Genomic DNA, 25,669 nt, shown 5'->3' on the forward strand with positions numbered 1-25,669 from the left:
GCATCGGCGGTGGTCGCGCAAAGCAGTGCTGTACCCGCTCCGTCGCGCACTGATGCGTGGCGGTTTTCCTACTACACACGACCTGCGTTTCCGGGGTCGACCAACAGGCGGGCGGTCGCCATTCCCCTGAAGGGGACGCCACCGACCCATGTGTCCAACAGAGTAAATCTAATGACCGAATCATTTGCCGAACTGTTTGAAGCCAGCCAGGCCAACCTGGCCAAGCTGAAGCCGGGCGCCATCGTCAGCGGTACCGTTGTTGAAGTCCGCGGCGACGTCGTGGTGATCAACGCTGGCCTGAAGTCCGAAGGCATCGTGCCGATCGAACAGTTCCGTAACGACGCTGGCGAAATCGACGTCGCCGAAGGCGACATCGTCAAGGTCGCCCTCGACTCGATCGAGAACGGCTTCGGCGAAACCGTCCTGTCGCGCGAGAAGGCCAAGCGCGCGATGGTGTGGGACGAGCTGGAAGAAGCGTTGGAAAAGAACGAAACCATCACCGGCCGCATCAGCGGCAAGGTCAAGGGTGGTTTCACCGTGGACATCAAGGATGTCCGCGCCTTCCTGCCGGGTTCCCTGGTCGATGTGCGCCCGGTGCGCGATCCGGCCTACCTGGAAGGCAAGGAGCTCGAGTTCAAGCTCATCAAGCTGGACCGCAAGCGTAACAACGTCGTGGTCTCGCGCCGCGCTGTCGTCGAAAGCGAGCACTCGGAAGAGCGCGAGCAGCTGATGGACAAGCTGCAGGAAGGCGCGATCCTGAAGGGTGTCGTCAAGAACCTGACCGATTACGGCGCGTTCGTGGACCTGGGCGGTATCGACGGCCTGCTGCACATCACCGACATGGCGTGGAAGCGCGTGCGTCACCCGTCGGAAGTCGTGAACGTCGGCGACGAGCTGGACGTTCGCGTGCTGAAGTTCGACCGCGAGCGCAACCGCGTTTCGCTGGGCCTGAAGCAGCTGGGCGAGGATCCGTGGGACAACATCGGCCGTCGTTACCCGGCCAACAGCCGCGTCTTCGGCAAGGTCTCCAACGTCACTGATTACGGTGCGTTCGTTGAGATCGAGCCGGGCGTCGAAGGCCTGGTGCACGTCTCGGAGATGGATTGGACCAACAAGAACGTCAACCCGTCCAAGGTTGTGCAGGTTGGTGATGAAGTCGAAGTGATGGTGCTGGACGTCGATGAAGAGCGTCGCCGCATCTCGCTGGGCATGAAGCAGGTTGCCGCCAACCCGTGGGAAACCTTCGCTGCCACCCACAAGAAGGGTGACAAGGTGTCGGGCCAGATCAAGTCGATCACCGACTTCGGCATCTTCATCGGCCTGGACGGCGGCATCGACGGCCTGGTCCACCTGTCCGACATCAGCTGGAACACCACCGGCGAAGACGTCGTTCGCAACTTCAAGAAGGGCGATACCCTGGACGCCGTCGTCCTGGCTGTCGATCCGGAGCGCGAGCGCATCTCCCTGGGCGTGAAGCAGCTGGAGCAGGATCCGTTCGGCCAGTACATGGCTGCCAATCCGAAGGGCTCCAAGGTCGAAGGCGTGGTGAAGGAAGTCGACGCCAAGGGCGCGATCATCGAGCTGGCTGACGGCATCGAAGGTTACGTCTCGGCCCGCGACATCGCCAACGAGCGCGTTGACGACGCCACCCAGCACCTGAAGGTCGGCGACAAGGTCGAAGCCAAGTTCGTGGGCATGGACCGCAAGGGCCGTACCCTGCAGCTGTCGATCAAGGCCAAGGACGACGCGGAAATGCGCGAAGTGCTGGAGGAATACCAGTCCTCTTCGGCTTCCAGCGGCACCACCCAGCTGGGCGCACTGCTGCGTGCACAGCTGAACGGCAACAAGTCCGAGTAATCGGCCTTAGGCTGTTCGTTGTTTCCTGGACGGCCCGGGCCTTGCCCGGGCCGTTTCAGGCTGAGATACCCCTGATGTGAGCCGGTAATGACCAAATCCGAACTGATCGAAATCCTTGCGCGCCGCCAGGCGCACCTGAAGGCCGATGATGTCGATCTGGCGGTGAAGTCGTTGCTGGAAATGATGGGCGGATCGCTGTCCGCCGGGGATCGCATCGAAATTCGTGGTTTTGGCAGCTTCTCGCTGCACTATCGGCCGCCGCGCCTGGGTCGCAACCCGAAGACCGGCGAGTCGGTTGCCCTGCCGGGCAAGCACGTCCCACATTTCAAGCCGGGCAAGGAACTGCGCGAGCGTGTCAGCAGTGTGCTGCCGCTGGACGCCGATCCGGCCTGAGCCTCCCGTCGCGCCACCGCGTGCGAATCCAGCCGCGAGTCGGATAAGCTACGGACTCCTGCCACTGGAGCTGTCGCATGAAGGTTTTTCGTCTGCTGGTCCTGCTGGCGGTACTCATTGTTGGGTTGATCATCGGTGCCATGAACATGGACGAGATGACCATCAACCTGCTGTTCACCCAGCTCAAGACCTCGGTCGGCGTGGCCATCATTGCCGCGTTGCTGATCGGCGTCATCGTTGGTGCTGGCCTGGTGCTGGTGAGCGTGGTCATTCCGCTCTACAGCCAGCTGCGCCGCGCCAACAAGTCCGCTGCCGCCACGCCGGCACCGGTTGCCTCCCCTCAATCTTTTGATGGACGCTGATCGAAGATGGATTTCGTCACCGAGTGGTTCTGGTTCTTCCTGTTCGTTCCGCTGGCCGCACTGGCCGGGTGGGTGATCGGACGGCGTGGTGGTCAACGCCACGGTGACAACCAGGTCAGCCGCCTGTCCAGCACCTACTTCCGTGGCCTGAACTACCTGCTCAACGAGCAGCCGGACAAGGCCATCGAGCTGTTCCTGCACATCGCCGAGCTGGACAAGGAAACCTTCGAGACCCAGGTCGCGCTGGGCCACCTGTTCCGCCGCCGCGGCGAAGTCGATCGCGCCATCCGCCTGCACCAGGGCCTGGTCAACCGGCACGACCTCAGCGATGCGCAACGCGTGCAGGCGCTGCTGGCGCTGGGCGAGGACTACATGAAGTCCGGCCTGCTGGACCGTGCCGAGACCGTGTTCACCGAACTGGCGCAGCTGGACCAGCGTGCCCCGCAGGCACTCAAGCACCTGATCGGCATCTACCAGGCCGAGCGTGACTGGGAAAAGGCGATCGACAACGCGACCCGTTTCGAGGACGTCACCGGCGAGCCGATGGGCAAGCTGATCGGGCAGTTCGAGTGCGAACTGGCCGAACGCTTCCGCGGTGCCGGCAAGCTGGAAGAGGCGAGGGCGGCGATCGCCCGGGCCTACCAGGCCGATGCGATGTCGGTGCGTGCCGGCATCATCGAAGGGCGCCTGGAAACCGACGCGGGCAATCCGGAAGCGGCCGTACGCGCGTTCGAGCGTGCTGCGCGCAATGATCCGGAGTACCTGCCGGAGCTGCTGCCGGCGCTGATGCAGAACTACCGCAAGGTGGGTGATCTGGCAGGCGCGCGCGCTTTCCTGTCGGAGATGACCGAGCATTACCGTGGCATTGCCCCGGTGCTGGCGCTGACCCGCCTGATGGAAGAGCAGGAGGGCGTGGCCCCGGCCCGTGCCTACCTGGGCCGCCAGCTCAAGGACCGCCCGTCGGTGCGTGGCGAGTCCGCGCTGATCGACCTGACCCTTGCTGAAGGCGCTGATTCCACGGCGACCCTGCACGACCTCAAGCACATCACCGACCAGTTGCTGGTACGCAACCCGGCCTATCGCTGCACCCGCTGTGGTTTCGGGGCGCGCACCCATCACTGGCAGTGCCCGAGCTGCAAGGAGTGGGGTACGGTCAAGCCGCTGTTGAATTACGCGGTGCTCTGATCCATGCCGTGGCTCGTGATGGGCGCGCTGCTGGGCCTGGCCCTGCTGAGTGCGGCGCTGACCTGGGCGGCGCGGGGCTATGCGCTGCGCCGGCAACTGTTTGACCAGCCGGGCGAGCGCCGCAGTCACAGCGTAGCGACCCCTCGAGGTGGCGGCATCGCCATCGTCATCAGCCTGCTGGTGACCGCCGGTGTTGCCATGTGGGCCTGGCCCGCAGCGCTTCCGAGCCTGCTCGTGGCCGCCCTTGGCCTGGCGCTGGTGGCGGGTATCGGCTGGTGGGATGACCATCGGCCGCTTCCGGCCATGCGCCGCCTGATGGTGCATTTCATCGCCGCCGCGCTGCTGGCCGCGCTGGTCAGGGGGCATGGTGGCAGCTGGCTGCTGGCCGTGTTGGTCCTGCTGTTCACTGCCTCTCTGATCAACATCTGGAATTTCATGGATGGGATCAACGGCATCGCGGCCAGCCAGGCCGTTGTGGTGGCCCTGGGGCTGGCGCCGTTGCTGCCCTGGCCGTACTCGCTGGCGGCCATCGCGTTGGGCCTGGCGTGCCTGGGCTTCCTGCCGTTCAACTTCCCACGGGCCCGGATCTTCATGGGCGATGTCGGAAGTGGCGCGCTGGGTTATGCGGTTGCGGCGGTGCTGGCACTGGCCAGTGTCAAGACCGACATCAACTGGATACTGCTGCTTGTGTCGGCATCGCCGTTCCTTGTGGACGCGGGCTTCACACTGCTGGCGCGCATCATTTCAGGACAACGCTGGATGGAACCCCATACCCAGCATGTCTACCAGCGCGCGGTGCAGGCAGGAGCCAGTCACGCCCGGGTAACAGGGATGTACTTTGCTTTGGGCCTGTTCAGTATTACAGTGCTTAATGTCTGCTCCAACTTGCAGCCGAGGTGGGAGGCTGCCGTGGCGATCGCGTGGTTCATTGCGCTGAGCGTCCTCTGGCTCCTCCTGCGCAATGGATTGCGCCACCGAAAAGGAAATACCTGACTTATGGCTTCACCCTGGCGGGACAGAATCCTCGGCCTGATGCCGCGTTCGGCCATCGTCTGCCACGACCTGTTCATGGTCTGGGCATGCTGGCAGCTGCTGCACGCAGGGCGGTACTCGATCCTGGCCAACGCCCCCGAGCTCCCTCTCTGGAACGTCGACACCACGTTGGTGCTGCTGCTGCAGGGCCTGGTGTTCTGGCGCGTGGGCCTCTATCGGGGGCTGTGGCGGTTCGCCAGCGTCAGCGACCTGCTGAACATCTTCAAGGCCAGCTTCATCGGCATGGTGGCCATCGTGCTGGTGCTGATGTGGAAGCGCTTCGATGGCGTGCCGATGTCGGTGCTGGTGATCTATCCGTTCGCGCTGTCGGCGCTGCTGGGCGCGCCGCGCCTGCTGTACCGGGCCTGGAAGGACTACCAGGCGCTGCAGTCGGACTCATCCGCGCGTCGCGTGCTGATCCTGGGTGCCGGCCAGGCCGCCGAGACCCTGGTCCGTGACCTGCGCCGTTCAGGCAATTTCGAGCCGGTCGGCCTGCTGGACGATGCGCCGCACCTGCGCGGTGCCAAGCTGCAGGGCCTGCCGATCCTCGGCACCCTGGACGATGCGCCGACCGTGGTCCGTGAGACGGCGGCCAAGCTGCTGGTGATCGCCATCCCCTCGCTGGACGCCGCAGGCATGCAGCGGATCGTGGCCATCTGCGAAAGCACCGGCGTGCCGTTCCGCACCGTGCCCAAGCTCAGCGACATCCTGCAGGGCCAGTCGCTGCCGGGGCAGTTGAAGGAAGTGGCGATCGAGGATCTGCTCGGCCGCAAGCCGATCATGCCGGACTGGAACCTGATCCGTGGCTGGTTGGGCGGGCGTACGGTGATGGTCACCGGCGCTGGCGGCTCGATCGGCTCCGAGCTGTGCCGCCAGTGCGCGCGTCACGGTGCCGGTCGCATCATCCTGCTCGAGATCAGCGAGCTGCTGTTGCTGACCATCGAGGGTGAGCTGCGACGCAGCTTCCCGGACGTCGAGGTTGAAGCAGTGCTGGGCGATTGCGGCGACCCGGCGGTGATCCGCCATGCGCTGTCGCTGCATCCCGTCGACACCGCCTTCCATGCCGCCGCCTACAAGCATGTACCGGTGCTGGAGCGGCAGCTGCGCGAGGCGGTGCGCAACAACATCCTGGCTACAGAGAACGTGGCCCGCGCCTGCCTGGAAGCGCGCGTCGAGCACTTCGTGTTCATTTCCACCGACAAGGCCGTCGACCCGGTCAATGCGCTGGGCGCCAGCAAGCGCTATGCGGAAATGATCTGCCAGAGCCTGGACCAGAAGTCCACGCATACCCGTTTCGTCACGGTGCGCTTCGGCAACGTGCTGGCCTCGGCCGGCAGCGTGGTGCCACTGTTCCGCGAACAGATCCTGCGGGGTGGGCCGGTGACCGTCACCGACCCGGAAGTCAGCCGCTACTTCATGACCATCCCGGAGGCCTGCCAGCTGATCCTGCAGGCCGCCGCCTCGGCGTCGCACGGTGCGATCTATACCCTCGACATGGGTGAGCCGGTGCCGATCCGCGTACTGGCCGAGCAGATGATCCGCCTGGCCGGCAAGCAGCCATACAAGGACATTCCGATCATCTACACCGGGCTGCGTCCGGGCGAGAAGCTGCACGAGGCGCTGTTCTATTCGGACGAGGACTATCGTTCCACCGCGCACCCTAAGATTCTCGAGGCCGGTGTGCGCGGGTTCTCACGTGACCTGGTGCTGGGCAATGTTCCGCGCCTGCGCGATGCCGTGGCTGGTTACGACACCACCAGCATCCAGGAGATCCTGTTCGCGACAATGCCGGAGTTCTCGCCAATCGAACAGGATGCTTACATTTCATCCGCTAAAGTCGTGCCCTTTCCGGCACGTGAGGCCAACAGGCACCAATGAGCAAGCGAATTCGCAAGGCAGTTTTTCCAGTGGCAGGGCTCGGGACGCGCTTCTTGCCGGCAACCAAGACGGTTCCGAAGGAAATGTTGCCGATCATTGATCGTCCGCTGATCCAGTACGCGGTCGATGAGGCAATCGAAGCTGGTTGCGACACGCTGGTGTTCATCACCAACCGCTACAAGCATGCCGTGGCCGACTACTTCGACAAGGCTTACGAACTGGAGCAGAAGCTCGAGCGCGCCGGCAAGCAGGAACAGCTGGAGATGATCCGCCACGTGCTTCCCAACGGCGTGCGTGCGATCTTTGTGACCCAGGCCGAGGCCCTGGGCCTGGGCCATGCGGTGCTGTGTGCAAAGGCCGTGATCGGTGACGAGCCGTTTGCAGTGCTGCTGCCGGACGACCTGATCTGGAACCGCGGCGACGGCGCGCTGAAGCAGATGGCCGATCTGAACGAAGCCAGTGGCGCCAGCGTCATCGCCGTTGAAGATGTGCCGCACGACAAGACCGCCAGCTATGGCATCGTCGCAACCGAGGCCTTCGATGGCCGCAAGGGGCGCATTTCGCAGATCGTGGAGAAGCCGAAGCCGGAGGACGCGCCGAGCGACCTGGCCGTGGTCGGCCGCTACGTGCTGAGCCCGAAGATCTTCGAGCTGCTGGAAAATACCGGCAGCGGCGCCGGTGGCGAGATCCAGCTGACCGATGCGATCGCGCAGCTGCTGAAGACCGAAGAAGTCGATGCCTATCGTTTCGAGGGCACCCGCTTCGACTGTGGCACGCACCTGGGGCTGGTCGAAGCGACGATCCGTTTCGCGCTGGACAACCCGAAGCTGGCCGGCCCGGCGCGGGAGAAGCTGACGGCGATGTTGGCGGAATAAGGTTTATCAAGCGCTCCGTCAGCGCCTTGATTGATACGTGATGGGCGGGACGGGTGGGCCTTTGCAGGACACGCCGTAAACCCGTCCATGGGGGCTCGGTCGCCGCATCCATGCGGCGAACGGTCCTGCAAAGGCCCACCCGCCCCGCCTGTCAGGTTTCCTGCTGGCGCGGACGGGAAGGGCGGAATCAAGGGCAAGAGCAAAAGCAAAAAGGCAGCCGATGGCTGCCTTTTTTGTTTCCGCGAGCGTCGAGTCGGGGTCGGATCCCTTTGCGCAGCAAAGGGCTCTGACCCCGGCCTTTGACCCTGCCTTTGCTCACCCCTCCGCCGCGCGGAATGTTGGGTGGCGCGGGTGGGTGAGGCTGACCGGGACTGTCAGCGGCATGGGCCAGGCGCATGCGCCTGGCGGGTTGGGCAGGACGCCCAACCCCGGCCTTGCTGCGTGCGCAGGATTGCGCACGCTAGCAAGCCGCTGCCAAGCCCCCATGGGTGAGGGCGCTTTGCTTGCGAAGCACTGCTTCGCAAGCGCCCGAACGCACAGCCGCCAGCGGCTGGGCCGGACCGCGGAGCGGGGTTTACGGCGTGTCCCGGGCAGCCTCACCCACCCGGGCCCCACAGCCAACCAACAATCAGCCGGCAACGCTTTGAACCTTACAGCGCCTCGAAAATACCCGCCGCGCCCATGCCGGTGCCGATGCACATGGTCACCATGCCGTACTTCTGCTGGCGACGACGCAGGCCGTGCAGCAGGGTTGCGGTACGGATCGCGCCGGTTGCACCCAGCGGGTGGCCCAGGGCAATCGCGCCGCCCAGCGGGTTGACCTTGGCCGGGTCCAGGCCGCAATCGCGGATCACCGCCAGCGACTGCGCGGCGAAGGCTTCGTTGAGCTCGATCCAATCCAGCTGGTCCTGGGTCAGGCCGGCCTGCTTCAGTGCCTTCGGGATCGCGGCGATCGGGCCGATGCCCATCACTTCCGGGCGCACCCCGGCCACCGAGAAGCTGACGAAACGGGCCAGCGGGGTCAGGCCGTAGTCCTTGATCGCCTGTTCCGAGGCCAGCAGCACGGCACCGGCGCCATCGCTCATCTGCGACGAGTTGCCAGCAGTGACGGTGCCGCCGAACTGGCCGTTACGGAACACCGGGCGCAGCTTGGCCAGGCCTTCAGCCGAGGAATCCGGGCGCGGGCCTTCGTCGGTGTCGGCGATCTTGTTGCGGGTGATGATGCGCTGGCCGTCGGCCAGGTCCGGCAGGTGTGAGACGATCTCGTACGGGCTGATCTCGTCCTTGAACTCGCCGTTCTGGATCGCGGCCATGGCCTTCTGGTGCGAGGCGAGGGCGAAGGCGTCCTGGTCTTCACGCGAGACCTTCCACTCTTCGGCGACCTTCTCGGCAGTGATGCCCATGCCGTAGGCGATGGCCACGTGGTCGTTGTCGAACACGCTCGGCGCCATGGCGATCTTGTTGCCCATCATCGGCACCATCGACATCGACTCGGTGCCACCGGCCAGCATCAGGTCGGCGTTGCCCAGGCGGATCGCGTCGGCGGCCTGCGCCACGGCCTGCAGGCCGGAGGAGCAGAAGCGGTTCACGGTCTGCGCAGCGATGGTGTTTGGCAGGCCAGCCAGCAGCACGCCGATGCGCGCCACGTTCATGCCCTGCTCGGCTTCGGGCATGGCGCAGCCGATGATCGCATCATCGATGCGGTTGACGTCCACGCCCGGGGCCTGGGCGACGACGCTGCGCAGCACGTGCGCAAGCATGTCGTCGGGGCGGGTGTTGCGGAACATGCCCTTGGGCGCCTTGCCCACCGGGGTACGGGTGGCGGCGACGATGTAGGCGTCCTGGATTTGCTTGGTCATTGCAGTGATCTCTTGAATTTTTTAGCCGGAGTGCCGACCAACGGTCGGCACCCACCGGAAGCAGGGATGGGCGATCAGTTACGCAGCGGCTTGCCGGTCTTCAGCATGTGCGCGATGCGGGCCTGGGTCTTTTCCTGCTGGGCCAGTTCGACGAAGTGCTTGCGCTCCAGGGTCAGCAGCCACTCTTCGTCGACCAGGGTGCCGCGGTCGACCTTGCCGCCGCACAGCACGGTGGCGATGCGCTCGGCGATCTCGTAGTCGTACGGGCTGATGAAGCGGCCTTCCAGCATGTTGACCAGCATCATCTTGAAGGTGGCGATGCCCACGTCACCGGCGACCTGGATGCGGCGTGCCGGCAGCGGCGGGCGGTAGCCGGCTTCGGCCAGGGCGCGTGCTTCGGCCTTGGCGATGTGCAGCGCCTCGTAGCTGTTGAACACCACCTTGTCGGTGCTGCGCAGCAGGCCCAGTTCCTTGGCGTTGACCGCCGAGTTGGACACCTTGGCCATGGCCACGGTCTCGAAGGTCTTCTTCAGTTCGGCGAACACGTCGCCGCCCGGGCCCGCGGCCTGCGAGGCACGCACGGCCAGTTCCTTCAGGCCGCCACCGGCCGGCAGCAGGCCGACACCGGCCTCGACCAGGCCGATGTAGCTTTCCAGGAAGGCCACGGTCTTGGCGCTGTGCATCTGGAACTCGCAGCCGCCGCCCAGGGCCAGGCCACGCACCGCTGCCACCACCGGCACCAGCGAGTACTTGATGCGCTGGCTGGTGCGCTGGAAGTTGGCGACCATTTCTTCGAACTGGTCGACCTTGCCGGCCTGCAGCAGGCCGAGCGCACCGGCCAGGTCGGCACCGGCGGAGAAGGGTTCCTTCTGCTGCCAGATCACCAGGCCCTGGAAGTCCTTCTCGGCGCGGCTCACGCATTCCTGCAGGCCATCCAGCACCTGGTCGGACACGGTGTTCATCTTGGTCTTGAAGCTGACCACGGCGATGCCGTCACCGTCGTGCCACATGCGCAGGCCGTCGTTCTCGAACACGGTTTCGCCCGGCGCGAACTGCTCGCCCAGCAGCGGATCCGGGAAGCGCTGGCGCTGGTACACCGGCAGCGACGAGCGCGGCAGCTTGGCGTTGCGCGACGGGCTGTAGCTGCCCTCGGCGGCGTGCACGCCGTCGCGGCCGTCGAAGACCCAATCCGGCAGCGGGGCATTGCTCATGCTCTTGCCGGCCACGATGTCATCGGCGATCCACTGTGCCACCTGCTTCCAGCCGGCGGCCTGCCAGGTTTCGAACGGGCCCAGCGACCAGCCGTAGCCCCAGCGGATGGCCAGGTCGACGTCGCGCGCGGTCTCGGCGATGTCGGCCAGGTGGTAGGCGCTGTAGTGGAACAGGTCGCGGAAGGTCGCCCACAGGAACTGCGCCTGCGGGTGCTGGCTCTCGCGCAGCTTGGCGAACTTCTCGGCCGGGTTCTTGATCTTCAGGATCTCGACCACTTCCGGTGCGGCGGTGCGGTCGGCCGGACGGTAGTCCTGCTTCTCCAGATCCAGTACCACGATGTCCTTGCCGACTTTGCGGAAGATGCCGGCGCCGGTCTTCTGGCCCAGCGCGCCCTTGGAAATCAGCGCGTCCAGCCACTTCGGCGACTTGAAAAATTCATGCCACGGGTCATTCGGCAGGGTGTCGCCCATGGTCTTGATGACGTGGGCCATGGTGTCCAGGCCGACCACGTCCGAGGTGCGGTAGGTGGCCGACTTCGGGCGGCCGACCAGCGGGCCAGTCAGGCCGTCCACTTCATCGAAGCCCAGGCCGAACTGCTGGGTGTGGTGGATGGTGGACAGGATCGAGAACACGCCGATGCGGTTGCCGATGAAGTTCGGGGTGTCCTTGGCGTACACCACGCCCTTGCCCAGGGTGGTGACCAGGAACTCTTCCAGGCCTTCCAGCACGGCGGCGTCGGTGGTGGTGGCCGGGATCAGCTCGGCCAGGTGCATGTAGCGCGGCGGGTTGAAGAAGTGCACGCCGCAGAAGCGGTGGCGCAGCTGTTCGGGCAGCACGTCGGCCAGCTTGTTGATGCCCAGGCCCGAGGTGTTGGAGGCCAGCACCGCGTGGTCGGCCACGAACGGCGCAATCTTCTTGTACAGGTCCTGCTTCCAGTCCATGCGTTCGGCGATGGCCTCGATGATCAGGTCGCAGTCCTTCAGCTGCTCCAGGCCGGAGTCGTAATTGGCCGGGGTGATGGCTTCGGCCAGCGACTTGCTGGCCAGCGGCGCCGGGCTCAGCTTGCCCAGGTTGGCGATCGCCTTCAGCACGATGCCATCGGCCGGACCTTCCTTCGCAGGCAGGTCGAACAGCACGGTGTCGACGCCGGCGTTGGTGAGGTGGGCGGCGATCTGGGCACCCATGACGCCGGCACCCAGCACGGCGGCGCGGCGGACTAGCAGGGAATTGGACATGGTGTAGGGCCTTTGTTGGTCAGCAGTTACTGGGTGGAATCAAAGGGAAGCGGGCAGGGCGCTGGCACGTGCGGCGGCGCGGAACCCGGCTTCGGCGAAATGGATCAGTTCGTGGGCGGCATGGGCACGATGCGCCGCTTCGGTGACACCGGCGGGACGCTTGATCAGCCCGAAGTCGGCCATGGCATAGGTGAGCGAGCCGGCCAGGAAGTCGAGGCGCCAGTACAACTCTTCCTTGCTCAGGCCGGGCACGCACTCGCCGATGGCCTTGCCGAACGCACGCAGCACGTGGCCGTAGTGGTCGGACAGGAACTTGCGCAGGTTGTCGTTCTTCTCGGCGTAGGCGCGGGCAATCACGCGCACGAAGGCGCCGCCGTTCTGGCGGTCCTGGGCCAGCGCCAGGGCCGGCTCGACGAAGGCGGCCAGCACCGGGCGCAGTTCGCCGGGGTGTTCGCTGCGGGCCCGCTCCAGCTGCGCCAGGCGCGCGCCGGTCATATCGTCCATGCGGCGGCGGAAGACCTCATTGACCAGATTTTCCTTGGAACCGAAGTGGTAGTTGACCGCGGCGATGTTGACGTCGGCCTGGCTGGTCACCTGGCGCAGCGAGGTGCCGGCGAAGCCGTGCTGGGCGAACAGCTCCTCGGCCGCGCCGAGGATCCGGTCCTTGGTCGAGAAGTGGGCGGGTTTGGCCATCGGCGGGCAGACCTTAATCAAACGATTGTTTGATACTAGGACCAGACGGTAGCGTATGGCATTTTGCAGTGCAGCAAAATCGGCCGCTCCGGTCAGATTTCACTCAGGTGGGTGAATGGGTGGACCTGAACCTGTAGAGCCGAGCCCGCGCTCGGCTGCTCTTCGGCCCAAAGGCCAGCCGAGCATGGGCTCGGCGCTACAACAGGGCCACATGGCCCTCTACCACCCGGCCACGTTATCTTTTACAATTCGCCTACGTTTATCAGGCTAAGCCCGCGTCCCGACGCGGGTTTTTTTCATGTTACCCTTCGGGCCATCAGCGGCCCGATTCCATTGGAGACATCCCATGGCGCTGGAGCGCACCCTTTCGATCATCAAGCCGGACGCCGTTGCCAAGAACGTCATCGGCGAAATCTACGCCCGCTTCGAGAAGGCCGGCCTGAAGGTCGTGGCCGCCAAGTACAAGCAGCTGTCGCGCCGTGAAGCCGAAGGCTTCTATGCCGTGCACCGCGAGCGTCCGTTCTTCAACGCGCTGGTCGAGTTCATGATCTCCGGCCCGGTGATGATCCAGGCCCTGGAAGGCGAGAACGCCGTCCTGGCCCACCGCGACCTGCTGGGCGCCACCAACCCGAAGGAAGCCGCGCCGGGCACCATCCGCGCCGACTTCGCCGAATCCATCGATGCCAACGCCGCACACGGCTCGGACTCGGTCGAGAATGCCGCGATTGAGATCGCCTACTTCTTCGCCGCCACCGAAGTCGTCTCGCGCTGAGAGTAATGCCGTGAACGAGGTCGTACAGTCCCCCGCCATCCAGCCGCTGCCGAAGTCGGCACCCACGGCTGGCAAGCAGAACCTGCTCGACCTCGATCGCGCGGGCCTGGAGAAGTTTTTCGTCGAGGTTCTCGGCGAGAAGAAGTTCCGTGCCCATCAGGTGATGAAGTGGATCCACCATCGCTACGTCACCGATTTCGATGAAATGACCGACCTCGGCAAGGTCCTGCGCGCCAAGCTGCAGGCCCATGCCGAGGTGCTGGTTCCGAACATCGTGTTCGACAAGCCCTCCGCCGACGGCACCCACAAGTGGCTGCTGGCGATGGGCGTGGATGGCAAGAACGCCATCGAGACCGTGTACATCCCGGACAAGACCCGCGGCACGCTGTGCGTGTCCTCGCAGGTCGGTTGCGGCCTGAACTGCACGTTCTGCTCCACTGCTACCCAAGGCTTCAACCGCAACCTGACCACCGCCGAGATCATCGGCCAGGTGTGGGTTGCCGCACGCCACCTGGGCAACGTGCCGCACCAGATGCGCCGCCTCACCAACGTGGTGATGATGGGCATGGGCGAGCCGCTGATGAATTTCGACAACGTCGTGCGCGCCATGAGCGTGATGCGCGACGACCTGGGCTACGGCCTGGCCAACAAGCGCGTGACCCTGTCGACCTCCGGCCTGGTGCCGCAGATCGACCGCCTGTCTGCCGAAAGCGACGTGTCGCTGGCGGTGTCGCTGCATGCGCCGAACGACGCACTGCGCGAGACGCTGGTGCCGCTCAACAAGAAGTACCCGATCGCCGAGCTGATGGCTTCGTGCGCACGCTACCTGCGCGCCAACAAGCGCCGCGAATCGGTCACCTTTGAATACACCCTGATGAAGGGCATCAACGACAAGCCCGAGCATGCCCGCGAGCTGGCCCGCCTGATGCGCCAGTTCGACAACGCGGTGCAGGCCAAGGATTCGGGCAAGGTCAACCTGATCCCGTTCAATCCGTTCCCGGGCACCCGCTACGAGCGTTCCGAGGAGGCCAACATCCGCGCCTTCCAGAAGATCCTGCTCGACAGCAACGTGCTGACGATGGTCCGCCGCACCCGTGGCGACGACATCGACGCCGCCTGTGGCCAGCTCAAGGGCCAGGTGATGGACCGCACCCGCCGCCAGGCGGAGTTCAACAAGACGCTGCAGGCGGGGAAGGGGAGCGATGCCGCGGCCTGACCGCCTCTGGCTGGCGCTTCTCGCAGGCGTGCTGGCCGTTGCGGTCGGTGGCTGCAAATCCCAACCCAAGGCCAAGCTGGGCCCCAGCGAAGCGCCGGTCTATTCGGTGCGCGATCCGGACAGCGTGCGGCGCCAGGTGCGCCTGCAGGATCTGTTGGCGCTGGCTGCCCGTGACATGCAGGTCGGCAACCTGGATGCGGCCGAACGCAAGGCGCGCGAGGCGCTGAAGCTGGCGCCCGACTCGCCGGATGCGCTGGTGCTGCTGGCCGGCATCGATGAGCGCCGTGGCCGGAGCCAGCAAGCGGGCGAGAGCTTCCGCAGGGCGGCCGAACAGGCGCCGCAGCGCGGTGACATCCTCAACAATTACGGGGCGTGGCTGTGCCAGCAGGGGCGGCCGGCCGAGTCGCTGGCGTGGTTCGATCGAGCGCTGCAGGCGCCGGGCTACGCCACACCGGCCGAATCCCAGGCCAATGCGGGCAGCTGTGCACTGGACGCTGGCCAACTTGAACGTGCCGAAGGCGACCTGCGCGCGGCGCTGTCGGTGCTGCCGGGAAACCCGGTCGCGCTCGAGGCGATGGCCCAGCTCAGCTTCCGCCAGGGCCGCTTCATGGAGGCGCGGGCCTTCGCCGAACGTAGGATTGCGGCTGCACCCGCAACGCGTTCCGTGTTACAACTTGCGTCTCAAATCGAAGCGCGGCTGGGTGATCGGGCGGCATCTGATCGCTATCTTCAGCGGATTCGACAGGAATTTCCGCAGGAAGCGGGCTCCTAACTCCAGGGTTGATGCATTGTGATTGATGACCAGACTGTGAGCGCTCTCGAGACTGCGGCCGGCTGCGGCACCCGCCTGCGCCAGGCCCGCGAGGCGGCCGGACTGACCCTCGAAGATGTCGGCTCGCGCCTGCGAATGCCGGTCCAGGTGGTCAGGTCGCTGGAAGAAGAACAATGGCAGAAGCTTGGCGCGCCGGTGTTCGTGCGCGGCCAGCTGCGCAGCTACGCGCGGCTTCTGGACGTGGACGTGGGAGAGCTGCTGGAGCAGGCCCAGGTCGGCCCGGTGGTGCCGCCTACCCTGGTCAGCCATACCCATACCCCGCGTGCGCGCCGCATTGCCGAGAATCTCGGCCGTCGCGTGCTGTACGTCGGCATCACCGCGGTGCTGGCGGTGCCGGTGTGGTTTGCCACCCGTGGCCATTTCGATGGCAGTGCCACCCCGTCGCCGAATACCGCCTCGCTGGACGCCATCCCGGCCGCCGTGCCGGTAACCCCGTCCGCTGCGGGCGTCGAGCCGGCCGCGGTGGCGGACGTGGCGAGCGCTCCGGCCAGCAAGCCGGCCGCCACTCCGTACGTGGCCTCGCTGGCCCCGGTGCCGCGTCCAGCCCCGGCACCGGCCGCTGCCGCCAATACGCTGGACATGCAGTTCAGTGGCGACAGCTGGGTCGATATCGGCGGCCCGGACGGCAGCACAGTCGAGAAGGCGCTGATCAAATCCGGCGAGAGCCGCAGCTTCACGCCGGGCCAGGTGACCCGGGTGACCCTGGGCAACGCCTCGGCGGTCCAGGTTCAGCAGAACGGCGCTATCGTCGATCTGACCCCCTACCAGCGAGCCAACGTGGCACGCTTTCAGGTATCCTCTGAAGGCTCCGTAGTCCCGGTTTCGCACTGAGGCGCGGTTTCACCACCTTCGATTAATTCCAATGGTCCCTCCCGATGGGCGGGGCGAGAGTACGCATGGCGATCGACGATCTGCTCGACGAGCACGAACAAAGTGAACGCGTCCGCAGCTGGCTGCGGAAGAATGGCGCCAGCATCCTCGGTGGCGTGGTCATCGCCATCGGTGCCATTGCCGGCTGGCAGTGGTACCAGAAGGATCAGGGCGGCAAGCTGGCCTCGGCCAATGTCGAGTACCAGAAGGCGCTCGTTGGCCTGCAGCAGAACAAGCTCGACGACGCCGCCAAGGCGGTCAAGGCGCTCGAAGCCGGCCCGTCCAGCATCTACGGCGACCTGGCGGCGCTGCAGCTGGCCAAGGCCCAGGTCGACGCGGGCAAGAACGAAGAAGCCCTGGCTACCCTGCGCGGCGTGAAGGTTGAAGGTGACCTGCAGCGCGTGGTCGACCAGCGCGTGGCCCGCCTGCTGGTGGCCACCGGCAAGAGCGACGAGGCGATCAAGCTGCTGGGCAGCGCCACCGACAGCAGCAGCCTGGAAATCCATGGCGATGCGCTGATGGCGCAGGGCAAGCGCGATGAGGCCCGCGCACAGTACGAGAAGGCGCTGAAGACGCTGGACGTGGCAGCGCCGCAGCGGCGCCTGCTGGAAACCAAGGTTATGGACGCCGGCGGCACCGTCGCCGCCCCTGCGGAGTCGGTTTGATGAGTCAGAAGGTCATGATCACCCGCGTCGCCACCGTGCTCCTGATGGGCATGGCCCTGACCGGCTGCAGCACCATGAAGGGCTGGTTCGCCGGCAAGGACGCGGCCGCGAAGAAGGCACAGGAACCGGCTGAGCTGGTCAAGTTCGAGCCGACCCTGAAGGTCAACAAGGCCTGGTCGGTCAACCTCGGCAAGGGTGAGCGCCGCATCGGCGTGCGGCAGGGCCCGGCCGTGGCCAACGGCCACGTGTTCGCTGCGGCGATCACCGGTGGCGTGCACGCCATCGACCTGCAGACCGGCAAGAAGGTCTGGACCTGGGAGCCGCAGAAGGAAAAGAAGAAGGCCAAGCTGCGCCTGTCCGGTGGCCCGGGTGTCGGTGAGAACCTGGTCGTGATCGGCACGCTCGATGGCCAGGTCATCGCGCTGGACATCAACGACGGCAGCGAAAAGTGGCGCGCCCGTGTTCCGGGTGAAGTCATCGCCGCGCCGGCCATCGCCCAGGGCGCGGTCTACGTGCGCAGCAACGACGGCCGTATCACTGCGTTCGATGCCGGCAACGGCACCCAGAAGTGGTTCAACCCGAGCGAGCTGCCGGCGCTGACCGTGCGTGGCAACGCACCGGTGGTGACCGGCCCGGGCGTGCTGTTCATCGGCAAGGACGAGGGCGCGGTTGCCGCCCTGGCCCAGCAGGATGGCCGCACCCTGTGGGAACAGAACGTGGGCAACGGTGAAGGCCGTACCGAGCTGGAGCGCATGGCCGATGTGGACGGCGCGCCGGTGCTGGATGGCAACACCCTGTTCGTGAGCAGCTTCAAGAACCAGACGATGGCCATTGAAGGCCCGACCGGTCGCCCGCTGTGGGCGCGCGACCACGGCGGTGCGGGTGGCGTGGCGGTGTCGTCGGGCAATGTGTTCGTGACCGACAACAAGGGCGGCGTGTTCGGCCTGGACAAGGCCAGCGGCGCAGCCATGTGGTCGCAGACGGCACTGGCCCGTCGCTCGCTGACCGGCCCGGCGCTGCATGGCGACTACGTCGTGGTCGGCGACTACAAGGGATACGTGCACTGGTTGCAGGCCTCCGATGGTGCGATGGCGGCACGGGCAAAGAGTGGCGGTGACGCCCTGCTGGCCCAGCCGGTCGTCGCAGACGGGGTGCTGCTGGTGCAGAACGTGGATGGCAAGCTGACCGCCTTCCGGTTGGCAAATTAATACGGAGTACTCGCGATGCTGCCTTTGGTCGCCCTGGTTGGACGGCCGAATGTCGGCAAGTCGACCATTTTCAATGCGTTGACCCGCACCCGTGACGCCCTGGTCCATGACCAGCCCGGCGTCACCCGTGATCGCAACTACGGCGTCTGCCGCCTCGACGAGGACAATCATTTCCTCGTCGTGGATACCGGCGGTATTGCCGGTGAGGACGAAGGCCTGGCCGGTGCCACCACCCGCCAGGCGCGTGCGGCGGCTGCCGAAGCGGACCTGATCCTGTTCGTCGTCGATGCCCGCGAGGGCACCTCGGCGCTGGACGACGAGATCCTGGCGTGGCTGCGCAAGCTGTCGCGCCCGACGTTGCTGCTGATCAACAAGATCGACGGTACCGACGAGGACAGCGTCCGCTCCGAGTTCGCCCGCTACGGTTTCGGCGAAATGCTGACCGTCTCGGCCGCGCATCGCCAGGGCCTGGACGACCTGCTGGACGAAGTGATCCAGCGCCTGCCGGAAGAAGGCAGCGGCGAAGAGCTGGACAACGATCCGAACCGCATCCGCATCGCCTTCGTCGGCCGCCCGAACGTGGGCAAGTCGACCCTGGTCAACCGCATCCTCGGCGAGGAGCGCATGATCGCCTCCGACGTGCCGGGCACCACCCGCGACTCGATCGCAGTGGACCTGGAGCGCGACGGTCGCGAATACCGCCTGATCGATACCGCCGGCCTGCGCCGTCGCTCGCGCGTGGACGAGGTCGTCGAGAAGTTCTCGGTGGTCAAGACCATGCAGTCGATCGAGCAGTGCCAGGTGGCCGTGCTGATGCTCGACGCCACCGAAGGCGTGACCGACCAGGACGCCACCGTGCTCGGTGCCGTGCTCGACGCCGGCCGCGCGCTGGTGATCGCCATCAACAAGTGGGATGGCCTGACCGAGTACCAGCGCGAACAGGCTGAAACCATGCTGTCGCTCAAGCTGGGCTTCGTGCCCTGGGCCGAATCGGTGCGCATTTCGGCCAAGCACGGCTCGGGCCTGCGCGAGCTGTTCCGTGCGGTGCACCGCGCGCACGAATCGGCCAACAAGACCTTCACCACCAGCGAAGTGAACAAGGCCTTGGAAGTGGCCTACGAGACCAACCCGCCGCCGACCATCCGCGGCCATGTCTCCAAGCTGCGCTACGTGCATCCGGCCGGTTCCAACCCGCCGACCTTCATCGTGCACGGCACCCGCCTGAAGGAACTGCAGGAGTCGTACAAGCGCTACCTGGAGAACTTCTTCCGCAAGCGCTTCAAGCTGATCGGCACGCCAGTGAGCTTCATCTTCCGCGAGGGTACCAACCCGTACGAGGGCAAGAAGAACGTCCTCACTGAGCGGCAGGTCAAGGCCAAGCGGCGCTTGATGAAGCACGTCAAGGGCAAGTGATTCACGGGAAGGCGGCCGCAGGGCCGCCTTTCTTGTCTGTGGTAGTGCCGGCCGCTGGCCGGCAACCCGATGATGCCTGGCGTGTTCACGAGGTTGCCGGCCAGCGCCCGGCACTACCTCTACGTCAACAGTCCTCAATCATGGCGAACTGTTGCGACGAGCGCGGCAATGCGGCAACGCGCATGGGGCGCTGCGGGGTGCGGCCATCATCGATTCGGACAGCTGCGCCTGCCCCGTGAGGCTTGCCCAGACCAGGGTGGTAGCCAGTACTCCTGCCAGGTACGCCACCGATACCGCGCCGATCACCAGACCCGCGGCATGCTCCAGCCACGGAAGCAATCGGCAACACCCCTGTGCCCGGCGCGGGTGGTTGCCAAGCCACGCCATCAGCAGGCCGAGCGACAGCGCGACGCCGGCCAGGCAGGCCACGTAAGCGGCCTTGGTATCCATGTCGGCAACGAGGCCGCTGACCAGGGCTGCAACCGCGGACTGCAGCGTCCAGTTGTTGATGCTGGCGAGCGCCAACAGGCATCCAGCCTCGGCATGCGGCCAACGGGAGCGGGCCTTCAGGCCCCAGGGCATCTGCAGGGAAAGCGGAGAGAGGGAGGTCAGCCCGGCGTCGCGCAGGCACATGCCCGCCAAGCGCAGCAGCAGCAGGCAGCCCGCGCACTCCATCGCCAGCGTCCGCAGGCCGCGGTTTCCCAGCGTGCCCGCCGCAACGAAGGCCGTGGCGCAGATGATGCCCGTGCCGATGGCGATACCGAACGATGCGGCCACGGCGGCGTGCCCGCCAGCGCCCATCGCGGTGCGCAGGATCTTCGCGTGATTCGACGCAGGCAGGAGCAGGGCGAAGCCGTACAGCACCGCGACGATGAAGAACTGCTGCACGAAAACCTGCCACCGACCTACAGAAAGTGCCGAGTGTGGGCTGCGGCGGACGCGCCGTATTGAACGCTATTGCGACAGGCGCGAATTACCGGCATCAGCCCAGCCACAGCGACGCGGCGATCCATAGCGCCAGCGCAATCATCAGGAGCCCTGCGGCCCGTTCCAGCCAGGGCAGGGCACGCGCGAATCGACCGAGCACCCACGGGTGGCCGACCAGCGCGGCAACCAGCAGATCCCAGAGCAGGACGATGCCGAACATCCACGCGCCATAGAAGAACTTCGTTGCGGCGCTGGCCTGCGGACCGTTGAGCATTGCCGCCAGCGTTGCGTAGAACAGCGCATTCTTCGGGTTCAGCAGCGCAGACAGGGCGCCCAGCCCAGCCGCCCTCCACCATCCGTGGGCACCACCCGCTGGCGATCCGTCGGCAGCTTCAGGTGCCTGCAACGTCGTCGAACCCGCATGGCGCAGGAACAGCGTGCCGAGGTACAGCAGGAACCCGCAGCCCGCCAATTGCACCGCAATGAACCCTGCGCTGCCTGGGCGCAGCATGGCCGTTCCGGTGAAAGCGGCCACGATGAAGACGCCATTGCCGACGGCGATGCCTGCGCAGGCACCACTGGCAGTGCGCCATCCCGAGGTGATCGCGGTGCGTGCAACGAGGAAGAAGTCGGGGCCGGGTGAGAGCAGGGCGAGAAAATGTACGGTGGCGATGACCAGGAATTGTTCCATCGGGTCCGGCGGCGGCTGGCTGGGGCGCCAGTGTGGGGATGCGCCGCGCGACCGTATTGAACGTTATTGCAGGCTCAGCGCCGGTACCGGCCCGGGGTCGCACCGGCGTGGGCCTTGAAGACCCGCTGGAAATGGCTCTGGTCGGCAAAACCCAGCGCATGCGAGACCACGGCCAGTGCCTGCCCTTCGCACAGCCGCCGGCGGGCCTCCTGGATGCGTTGGTCGATCTGCCAGGCGTGCGGTGTCAGGCCCGTGGCGCGTCGGAAGGCGCGGATCAGCTGGTAGCGGCTCATGCCTGCCAGCGATGCCAGCTCCTGCAGGGCCGGGGTGTGTTCGAGCCGCTGGCGCAGAACGTCCATCACCGGCTGCAAGCGCTGCTGTAATGCGGCATCTTCAACCGGGCCGGCGACGGCTACACCATCGTGTTCATCCAGATCGCCGACGAATGCGATCAGGGCCGCTTCCTTGACGCTGAGCGGATCGTCGGAGAACAGCGTCTCGTTGAGCTGGCAGTACTGCTGGTAGCGCGGGCGATGGTTGGAAATCCGGATCGGTTCCTGCTGCCAGTCGGGTTCGGGCAGGTCGTCATACTCGGCGCGAACCTCGGCCATCCAGCGCGGGTCCGGATGCAGCATCTGGTAGCTCCAGACCTGGCCGGGCAGGGGGTTGCAGGCATGCACGCGGCCTGCAGGTACGCCGACCAGACTGCCGGGCTGCAACAGGCGCGGTCCTTCCACAGCACCGGTGAACAGGCTGCTGCCGGCGTCCACGGCGCCGATCGAGAAGGTGTCATGGCTGTGCGGGCGATGGCAGGCGCGGCTGTCGCACGCCCGTCGGCTTTCGACGAAGGGCATGCGCGGGTCACGCCAGAATTCGGTGGCAGAGCGCATGCAGCGGTTCCGGGATGCAAGGGGCAACGCCCGCATGGTGCCATGTTCGGGGCAAGGCGCGGCGAAGGTGTCTGCGCGATAATGCGGCCATGAGCATCCAAGAGCTTTCCCCCGCGCAGGCACGCGAGCGCCTGGCCCACGGCGCGGTGCTGATCGATGTGCGCGAGGCCCACGAACGGGCCGGCGGGATGGCCGAGGGCGCGCGCGGCGTGGCCAAGGGCGAGCTGCAGGCCGACCCGGCCGCACACCTGCCGCGGCACGACCAGGAGATCCTGCTGATCTGCCAGAGCGGCAAGCGCTCGGCCGATGCCGCGCAGTTCCTGCTGCAGGCCGGCTACACCCAGGTCGCTTCCGTGACCGGCGGCACCGTGGCCTGGCGCGAGCAGTCGCTGCCGCTGGTGCAGCCGCTGGCCAGCGCCGCCGACCGCGACTTCTTTGATCGTTATTCGCGCCACCTGCTGCTGCCGCAGGTGGGCGAGGTCGGCCAGCGCCGGCTGCAGCAGGCGCGCGTGCTGGTGCTGGGTGCGGGCGGCCTTGGTGCGCCGGCCGGCTTCTATCTGGCCGCCGCCGGGGTAGGGCACCTGCGCTTCGCCGACCACGACCGCGTGGAGCGCAGCAACCTGCATCGGCAGATCGTGCATACCGAAGCCAGCGTCGGCCAGCTGAAGGTCGATTCGGCGCGCGAGCGGCTGCTGGCGCTCAACCCCTCGATCGAGGTCGAGGCGGTGCCGGAGCGGGTCATCTCCGAGAACGTGGATGCATTGCTGGACGGCGTGGACGTGGTGCTGGACGGCTCGGACAACTTCCCGCTGCGCTACCTGCTCAACGACGCCTGCATCAAGCACGCGATACCGATGGTGTACGCCGCCATCGAGCGCTTCGATGGCCAGGTAAGCGTGTTTGACGCCGGCCGCCAGCGCGGCGTGGCGCCGTGCTACCGCTGCCTGTTCCCGGAGCCACCGCCGCCGGAGTTCGCGCCGAACTGTTCCGAGGCCGGTGTGCTGGGTGTGCTGCCCGGCCTGGCCGGGGTGCTGCAGGCCACCGAGGTGCTGAAGCTGCTGCTGGGCATTGGCGAGCCGCTGGTGGGGCGGCTGCTGCGCTTCGATGCGTTGGGCATGCGCTTCCGCGAGACCGGCATCCGGCCGGACCCGCATTGCCCGGTGTGTGCGCCGGGCGTGCCGTTCCCGGGGTATATCGATTACGCCGCGTTCTGCCGGGGTGGGTGAGGCTGGCCGGGGATTCATCCACGCATGGCGTGGATCTACCGGGGCGCGGCGGCTGTGCGTCATCCACGCATGGCGTGGATCTACTGGGGCATTACGGCTGTGCGTCATCCACGCATGGCGTGGATCTACTGGGGCAATACGGCTGTGCGTCATCCACGCATGGCGTGGATCTACTGGGGCATTACGGCTGTGCGTCATCCACGCATGGCGTGGATCTACTGTAGAGCCGAGCCCATGCTCGGCTGCTTCTGGCCTCGGCACGAAGAGCAGCCGAGCGTGGGCTCGGCTCTACAGCGACTTGCAACGGTTTCGGGATGATGCCGGGGCGGGCGCCCATCATCGTTCCACCTCCAAGACAATCCGGCGCAACATGCGTGCTATTGCCGTCATCGGCATTGCTCTATTGTTGAACCCGATTCTGGATCTGGGGAAAACACCGCATGGCGGTAGAAGCAGCGACCAGCGAACTGGTCAAGGTCGTCGCCCTGTTGGGCGCGGCGGTGGTGATGGTGCCCCTGTTCCGCCGGGCTGGCCTGGGCTCGGTGCTGGGCTACTTCGCCGCTGGCCTGGCGATCGGACCGTTCGGGTTGGGCTGGTTCTCCGACCCGCAGGCGATCCTGCATACCGCCGAGCTCGGCGTGGTGATGTTCCTGTTCGTGATCGGCCTGGAAATGCGGCCCTCGCACCTGTGGAGCCTGCGCAAGGAGATCTTCGGGCTGGGCACGCTGCAGATCGTCACCTGTGCGCTGGTGCTGACCAGCATCGCCAAGCTGTTCGGCCTGCCGTGGCAGGTGGCCTTCATCGGTGCCACCGGCTTTGTGCTCACCTCCACCGCAGTGGTGATGCAGCTGCTGGCCGAGCGCGGCGACATCGCGCTGCCGTCGGGGCAGAAGATCGTTTCCATCCTGCTGTTCGAAGACCTGCTGATCGTGCCGTTGCTGGCGCTGGTGGCGTGGATGGCGCCGAGCGCGGGCAGTGCCGATGGCGAGGGTTCGCGCTGGCTGTCGGTGGCCATCGGTGTCGGCGCCATCGTCGGCCTGGTGCTGGTCGGCCGCTTCCTGCTCAATCCGCTGTTCCGCGTGCTGGCAGAATCGAAGGCGCGCGAGGTGATGACCGCCGCCGCGCTGCTGGTGGTGCTGGGTGCGGCGCTGCTGATGCAGTTGTCCGGCCTGTCGATGGCGATGGGCGCGTTCCTGGCCGGCGTGCTGCTGAGCGAGTCGACCTTCCGCCATCAGATCGAAGCGGACATCGAGCCGTTCCGCGGCATCCTGCTGGGCCTGTTCTTCCTCAGCGTCGGCATGGCGCTGGACCTGGGCGTGGTGGCCGGCAATTGGCAGCTGATCCTTGGCCTGGTGCTGGCGTTGATGGCGGCCAAGGCGCTGTGCATCTACGTGGTCGCGCGCATCATGGGCAGCGACCACGCACAGGCGCTGGACCGCGGCGTGCTGATGGCGCAGGGCGGCGAGTTCGCCTTCGTGCTGTTCTCCGCCGCGGCATCGGCCGGTGTGATCAACCTGGAGATCAATGCCAACTTCACCGCCGTGGTGGTGCTGTCGATGGCGCTGACCCCGCTGGTGGTGCTGCTCTACAAGCGCATCGCACCGAAGCCGACGGTGAACATGGACGGCGTGGACGAGGCCGAGGGCCTGTCCGGCAGTGTGCTGCTGATCGGCTTCGGCCGCTTCGGCCAGGTTGCCAGCCAGTCGCTGCTGGCGCGCGATGTGGACGTGACCATCATCGACAACGATGTGGAGATGATCCAGAGCGCGGCGCGGTTCGGTTTCAAGATCTACTACGGCGACGGCACGCGACTGGACGTGCTGCATGCCTCAGGCGCGGCCACCGCACGTGCGATTGCGGTGTGCGTGGACAAGGCCGAGGCGGCTGATCGCATTGTTGAGCTGGTGTCGCACGAGTTCCCGCAGGCCAAGCTGATGGTGCGCTCGTTCGACCGCGAGCATTCGCTGCGGCTGATCCATGCCGGTGTCGATTTCCAGATCCGCGAGACGTTTGAATCGGCGGTGCTGTTCGGCCAGGCCGCGCTGGTGGAACTGGGTGCGGATGAAGACGATGCGGTGGAGATTGCCGAGCAGATCCGTCGCCGCGATGCCGAGCGTTTTGAGCTGGAGATTGCCGGTGGTGGCTTGAATGCCGGCGCCAAGATGGTGTTCGGCAACTCCGGCCAGGGCGTGCCGACGCCGACGCCGTTCACCGCGCCGAAGCGGGCAAGCAAGACCTTGAACCCGCAGGACGTGCCGGAAGAGGAAGAATAAAGCCCGGTAGTGCCGGCCGCTGGCCGGCAAATGTGCAAACGTTCCGACGACATGAGGGTGCCGGCCAGCGGCCGGCACCCTCATGTCGTCGGAACGTTTGCACAT

General features: G+C 66.1%; 22 protein-coding genes. 16 read left to right on the top strand and 6 right to left on the bottom strand.

What is annotated here, in order from left to right; genetic code table 11:
- Window positions 1-171: 171 nt before the first annotated feature.
- From rpsA to galU, 7 genes are all read left to right on the top strand, one after another.
- Window positions 172-1,857, top strand: coding sequence for a 30S ribosomal protein S1 (rpsA, locus tag VG543_RS17630; protein ID WP_005416230.1), 1,686 nt, complete (start codon window positions 172-174; stop codon window positions 1,855-1,857).
- Between the two features lie 87 nt (window positions 1,858-1,944).
- Complete coding sequence (locus tag VG543_RS17635; protein WP_005409286.1) at window positions 1,945-2,250, top strand: integration host factor subunit beta; 306 nt, start codon at window positions 1,945-1,947, stop codon at window positions 2,248-2,250.
- A 77-nt stretch (window positions 2,251-2,327) separates the two neighbouring features.
- Window positions 2,328-2,612, top strand: coding sequence for a LapA family protein (locus VG543_RS17640; protein ID WP_019661299.1), 285 nt, complete (start codon window positions 2,328-2,330; stop codon window positions 2,610-2,612).
- 6 nt (window positions 2,613-2,618) lie between these two features.
- Window positions 2,619-3,797, top strand: coding sequence for a lipopolysaccharide assembly protein LapB (lapB, locus tag VG543_RS17645; RefSeq protein ID WP_019661300.1), 1,179 nt, complete (start codon window positions 2,619-2,621; stop codon window positions 3,795-3,797).
- Window positions 3,798-3,800: 3 nt separating this feature from the next.
- Entirely contained in the window at window positions 3,801-4,790 is a 990-nt protein-coding gene (locus VG543_RS17650; RefSeq protein ID WP_423179155.1) for an MraY family glycosyltransferase, read from the top strand.
- A 3-nt stretch (window positions 4,791-4,793) separates the two neighbouring features.
- On the top strand, window positions 4,794-6,707 hold the full coding sequence (locus tag VG543_RS17655; protein WP_423179157.1) for a polysaccharide biosynthesis protein: 1,914 nt from the start codon (window positions 4,794-4,796) through the stop codon (window positions 6,705-6,707).
- Complete coding sequence (gene galU / locus VG543_RS17660; protein ID WP_134735392.1) at window positions 6,704-7,582, top strand: UTP--glucose-1-phosphate uridylyltransferase GalU; 879 nt, start codon at window positions 6,704-6,706, stop codon at window positions 7,580-7,582. The genes VG543_RS17655 and galU overlap by 4 nt, the downstream gene beginning before the upstream one ends.
- Window positions 7,583-8,232: 650 nt before the next feature.
- Here galU and VG543_RS17665 read toward each other — a convergent pair.
- The 3 genes from VG543_RS17665 to VG543_RS17675 form a co-directional block, all read right to left on the bottom strand.
- Window positions 8,233-9,441, bottom strand: a complete 1,209-nt coding sequence (locus tag VG543_RS17665) for an acetyl-CoA C-acyltransferase (protein ID WP_019661304.1) — start codon at window positions 9,439-9,441, stop codon at window positions 8,233-8,235.
- A 74-nt stretch (window positions 9,442-9,515) separates the two neighbouring features.
- A complete protein-coding gene (locus VG543_RS17670; RefSeq protein WP_134735391.1) occupies window positions 9,516-11,888 on the bottom strand; it encodes a 3-hydroxyacyl-CoA dehydrogenase/enoyl-CoA hydratase family protein in 2,373 nt (790 codons plus the stop codon).
- A gap of 39 nt (window positions 11,889-11,927) precedes the next feature.
- Window positions 11,928-12,581: a TetR/AcrR family transcriptional regulator gene (locus tag VG543_RS17675; protein ID WP_423179159.1), complete on the bottom strand. Its 654-nt coding sequence runs from the start codon at window positions 12,579-12,581 to the stop codon at window positions 11,928-11,930.
- A 346-nt stretch (window positions 12,582-12,927) separates the two neighbouring features.
- On the opposite strand from VG543_RS17675, the gene ndk reads away from it, so the two are divergent.
- From ndk to der, 7 genes are all read left to right on the top strand, one after another.
- Entirely contained in the window at window positions 12,928-13,353 is a 426-nt protein-coding gene (gene ndk, locus VG543_RS17680) for a nucleoside-diphosphate kinase (protein ID WP_005409295.1), read from the top strand.
- Window positions 13,354-13,363: 10 nt separating this feature from the next.
- Entirely contained in the window at window positions 13,364-14,569 is a 1,206-nt protein-coding gene (gene rlmN / locus VG543_RS17685; protein ID WP_019661307.1) for a 23S rRNA (adenine(2503)-C(2))-methyltransferase RlmN, read from the top strand.
- Window positions 14,556-15,341 (top strand): type IV pilus biogenesis/stability protein PilW, encoded by a 786-nt coding sequence (gene pilW / locus VG543_RS17690; protein WP_058982451.1) that lies wholly within the window; start codon window positions 14,556-14,558, stop codon window positions 15,339-15,341. The genes rlmN and pilW overlap by 14 nt, the downstream gene beginning before the upstream one ends.
- A gap of 18 nt (window positions 15,342-15,359) precedes the next feature.
- Entirely contained in the window at window positions 15,360-16,232 is an 873-nt protein-coding gene (locus VG543_RS17695) for a RodZ domain-containing protein (RefSeq protein ID WP_021202918.1), read from the top strand.
- A gap of 65 nt (window positions 16,233-16,297) precedes the next feature.
- Entirely contained in the window at window positions 16,298-16,936 is a 639-nt protein-coding gene (locus tag VG543_RS17700; RefSeq protein ID WP_019661310.1) for a YfgM family protein, read from the top strand.
- Window positions 16,936-18,144, top strand: coding sequence for an outer membrane protein assembly factor BamB (gene bamB, locus VG543_RS17705; protein WP_019661311.1), 1,209 nt, complete (start codon window positions 16,936-16,938; stop codon window positions 18,142-18,144). Before VG543_RS17700 ends, bamB begins: the two co-directional genes overlap by 1 nt.
- A 15-nt stretch (window positions 18,145-18,159) precedes the next feature.
- Window positions 18,160-19,557, top strand: coding sequence for a ribosome biogenesis GTPase Der (der, locus tag VG543_RS17710; protein ID WP_005413118.1), 1,398 nt, complete (start codon window positions 18,160-18,162; stop codon window positions 19,555-19,557).
- A 138-nt stretch (window positions 19,558-19,695) separates the two neighbouring features.
- Here der and VG543_RS17715 read toward each other — a convergent pair whose 3' ends face one another.
- The 3 genes from VG543_RS17715 to VG543_RS17725 all read right to left on the bottom strand — a co-directional run bounded on the left by VG543_RS17715 (window position 19,696) and on the right by VG543_RS17725 (window position 22,065).
- Window positions 19,696-20,445, bottom strand: a complete 750-nt coding sequence (locus VG543_RS17715) for a lysine transporter LysE (protein WP_423179162.1) — start codon at window positions 20,443-20,445, stop codon at window positions 19,696-19,698.
- A gap of 94 nt (window positions 20,446-20,539) precedes the next feature.
- On the bottom strand, window positions 20,540-21,175 hold the full coding sequence (locus VG543_RS17720) for a LysE family translocator (protein ID WP_423179163.1): 636 nt from the start codon (window positions 21,173-21,175) through the stop codon (window positions 20,540-20,542).
- Between the two features lie 74 nt (window positions 21,176-21,249).
- A complete protein-coding gene (locus VG543_RS17725) occupies window positions 21,250-22,065 on the bottom strand; it encodes a helix-turn-helix domain-containing protein (RefSeq protein WP_423179164.1) in 816 nt (271 codons plus the stop codon).
- An 89-nt stretch (window positions 22,066-22,154) separates the two neighbouring features.
- Between VG543_RS17725 and moeB the strand changes: the two genes are divergently transcribed.
- On the top strand, window positions 22,155-23,291 hold the full coding sequence (moeB, locus tag VG543_RS17730; RefSeq protein ID WP_423179165.1) for a molybdopterin-synthase adenylyltransferase MoeB: 1,137 nt from the start codon (window positions 22,155-22,157) through the stop codon (window positions 23,289-23,291).
- Between the two features lie 440 nt (window positions 23,292-23,731).
- On the top strand, window positions 23,732-25,564 hold the full coding sequence (locus VG543_RS17735; RefSeq protein ID WP_049413012.1) for a monovalent cation:proton antiporter-2 (CPA2) family protein: 1,833 nt from the start codon (window positions 23,732-23,734) through the stop codon (window positions 25,562-25,564).
- The last annotated feature ends 105 nt before the right edge of the window (window positions 25,565-25,669 follow it).

The sequence above is a fragment of the Stenotrophomonas sp. CASM101 genome (assembly GCF_049384845.1).
Classification (GTDB): Bacteria; Pseudomonadota; Gammaproteobacteria; order Xanthomonadales; family Xanthomonadaceae; genus Stenotrophomonas; species Stenotrophomonas hibiscicola.

Bases quoted from the DNA above. Each gene is read 5' to 3' on its own strand.
- VG543_RS17650 (WP_423179155.1), top strand. From the start codon at position 3,801: ATGCCGTGGCTCGTGATGGGCGCGCTGCTGGGCCTGGCCCTGCTGAGT.
- VG543_RS17725 (WP_423179164.1), bottom strand. From the start codon at position 22,065: ATGCGCTCTGCCACCGAATTCTGGCGTGACCCGCGCATGCCCTTCGTC.
- ndk (WP_005409295.1), top strand. From the start codon at position 12,928: ATGGCGCTGGAGCGCACCCTTTCGATCATCAAGCCGGACGCCGTTGCC.
- VG543_RS17720 (WP_423179163.1), bottom strand. From the start codon at position 21,175: ATGGAACAATTCCTGGTCATCGCCACCGTACATTTTCTCGCCCTGCTC.
- VG543_RS17665 (WP_019661304.1), bottom strand. From the start codon at position 9,441: ATGACCAAGCAAATCCAGGACGCCTACATCGTCGCCGCCACCCGTACC.
- VG543_RS17640 (WP_019661299.1), top strand. From the start codon at position 2,328: ATGAAGGTTTTTCGTCTGCTGGTCCTGCTGGCGGTACTCATTGTTGGG.
- lapB (WP_019661300.1), top strand. From the start codon at position 2,619: ATGGATTTCGTCACCGAGTGGTTCTGGTTCTTCCTGTTCGTTCCGCTG.
- VG543_RS17700 (WP_019661310.1), top strand. From the start codon at position 16,298: ATGGCGATCGACGATCTGCTCGACGAGCACGAACAAAGTGAACGCGTC.
- der (WP_005413118.1), top strand. From the start codon at position 18,160: ATGCTGCCTTTGGTCGCCCTGGTTGGACGGCCGAATGTCGGCAAGTCG.
- VG543_RS17670 (WP_134735391.1), bottom strand. From the start codon at position 11,888: ATGTCCAATTCCCTGCTAGTCCGCCGCGCCGCCGTGCTGGGTGCCGGC.
- VG543_RS17675 (WP_423179159.1), bottom strand. From the start codon at position 12,581: ATGGCCAAACCCGCCCACTTCTCGACCAAGGACCGGATCCTCGGCGCG.
- VG543_RS17655 (WP_423179157.1), top strand. From the start codon at position 4,794: ATGGCTTCACCCTGGCGGGACAGAATCCTCGGCCTGATGCCGCGTTCG.
- rpsA (WP_005416230.1), top strand. From the start codon at position 172: ATGACCGAATCATTTGCCGAACTGTTTGAAGCCAGCCAGGCCAACCTG.
- bamB (WP_019661311.1), top strand. From the start codon at position 16,936: ATGAGTCAGAAGGTCATGATCACCCGCGTCGCCACCGTGCTCCTGATG.
- pilW (WP_058982451.1), top strand. From the start codon at position 14,556: ATGCCGCGGCCTGACCGCCTCTGGCTGGCGCTTCTCGCAGGCGTGCTG.
- VG543_RS17635 (WP_005409286.1), top strand. From the start codon at position 1,945: ATGACCAAATCCGAACTGATCGAAATCCTTGCGCGCCGCCAGGCGCAC.
- moeB (WP_423179165.1), top strand. From the start codon at position 22,155: ATGAGCATCCAAGAGCTTTCCCCCGCGCAGGCACGCGAGCGCCTGGCC.
- VG543_RS17735 (WP_049413012.1), top strand. From the start codon at position 23,732: ATGGCGGTAGAAGCAGCGACCAGCGAACTGGTCAAGGTCGTCGCCCTG.
- galU (WP_134735392.1), top strand. From the start codon at position 6,704: ATGAGCAAGCGAATTCGCAAGGCAGTTTTTCCAGTGGCAGGGCTCGGG.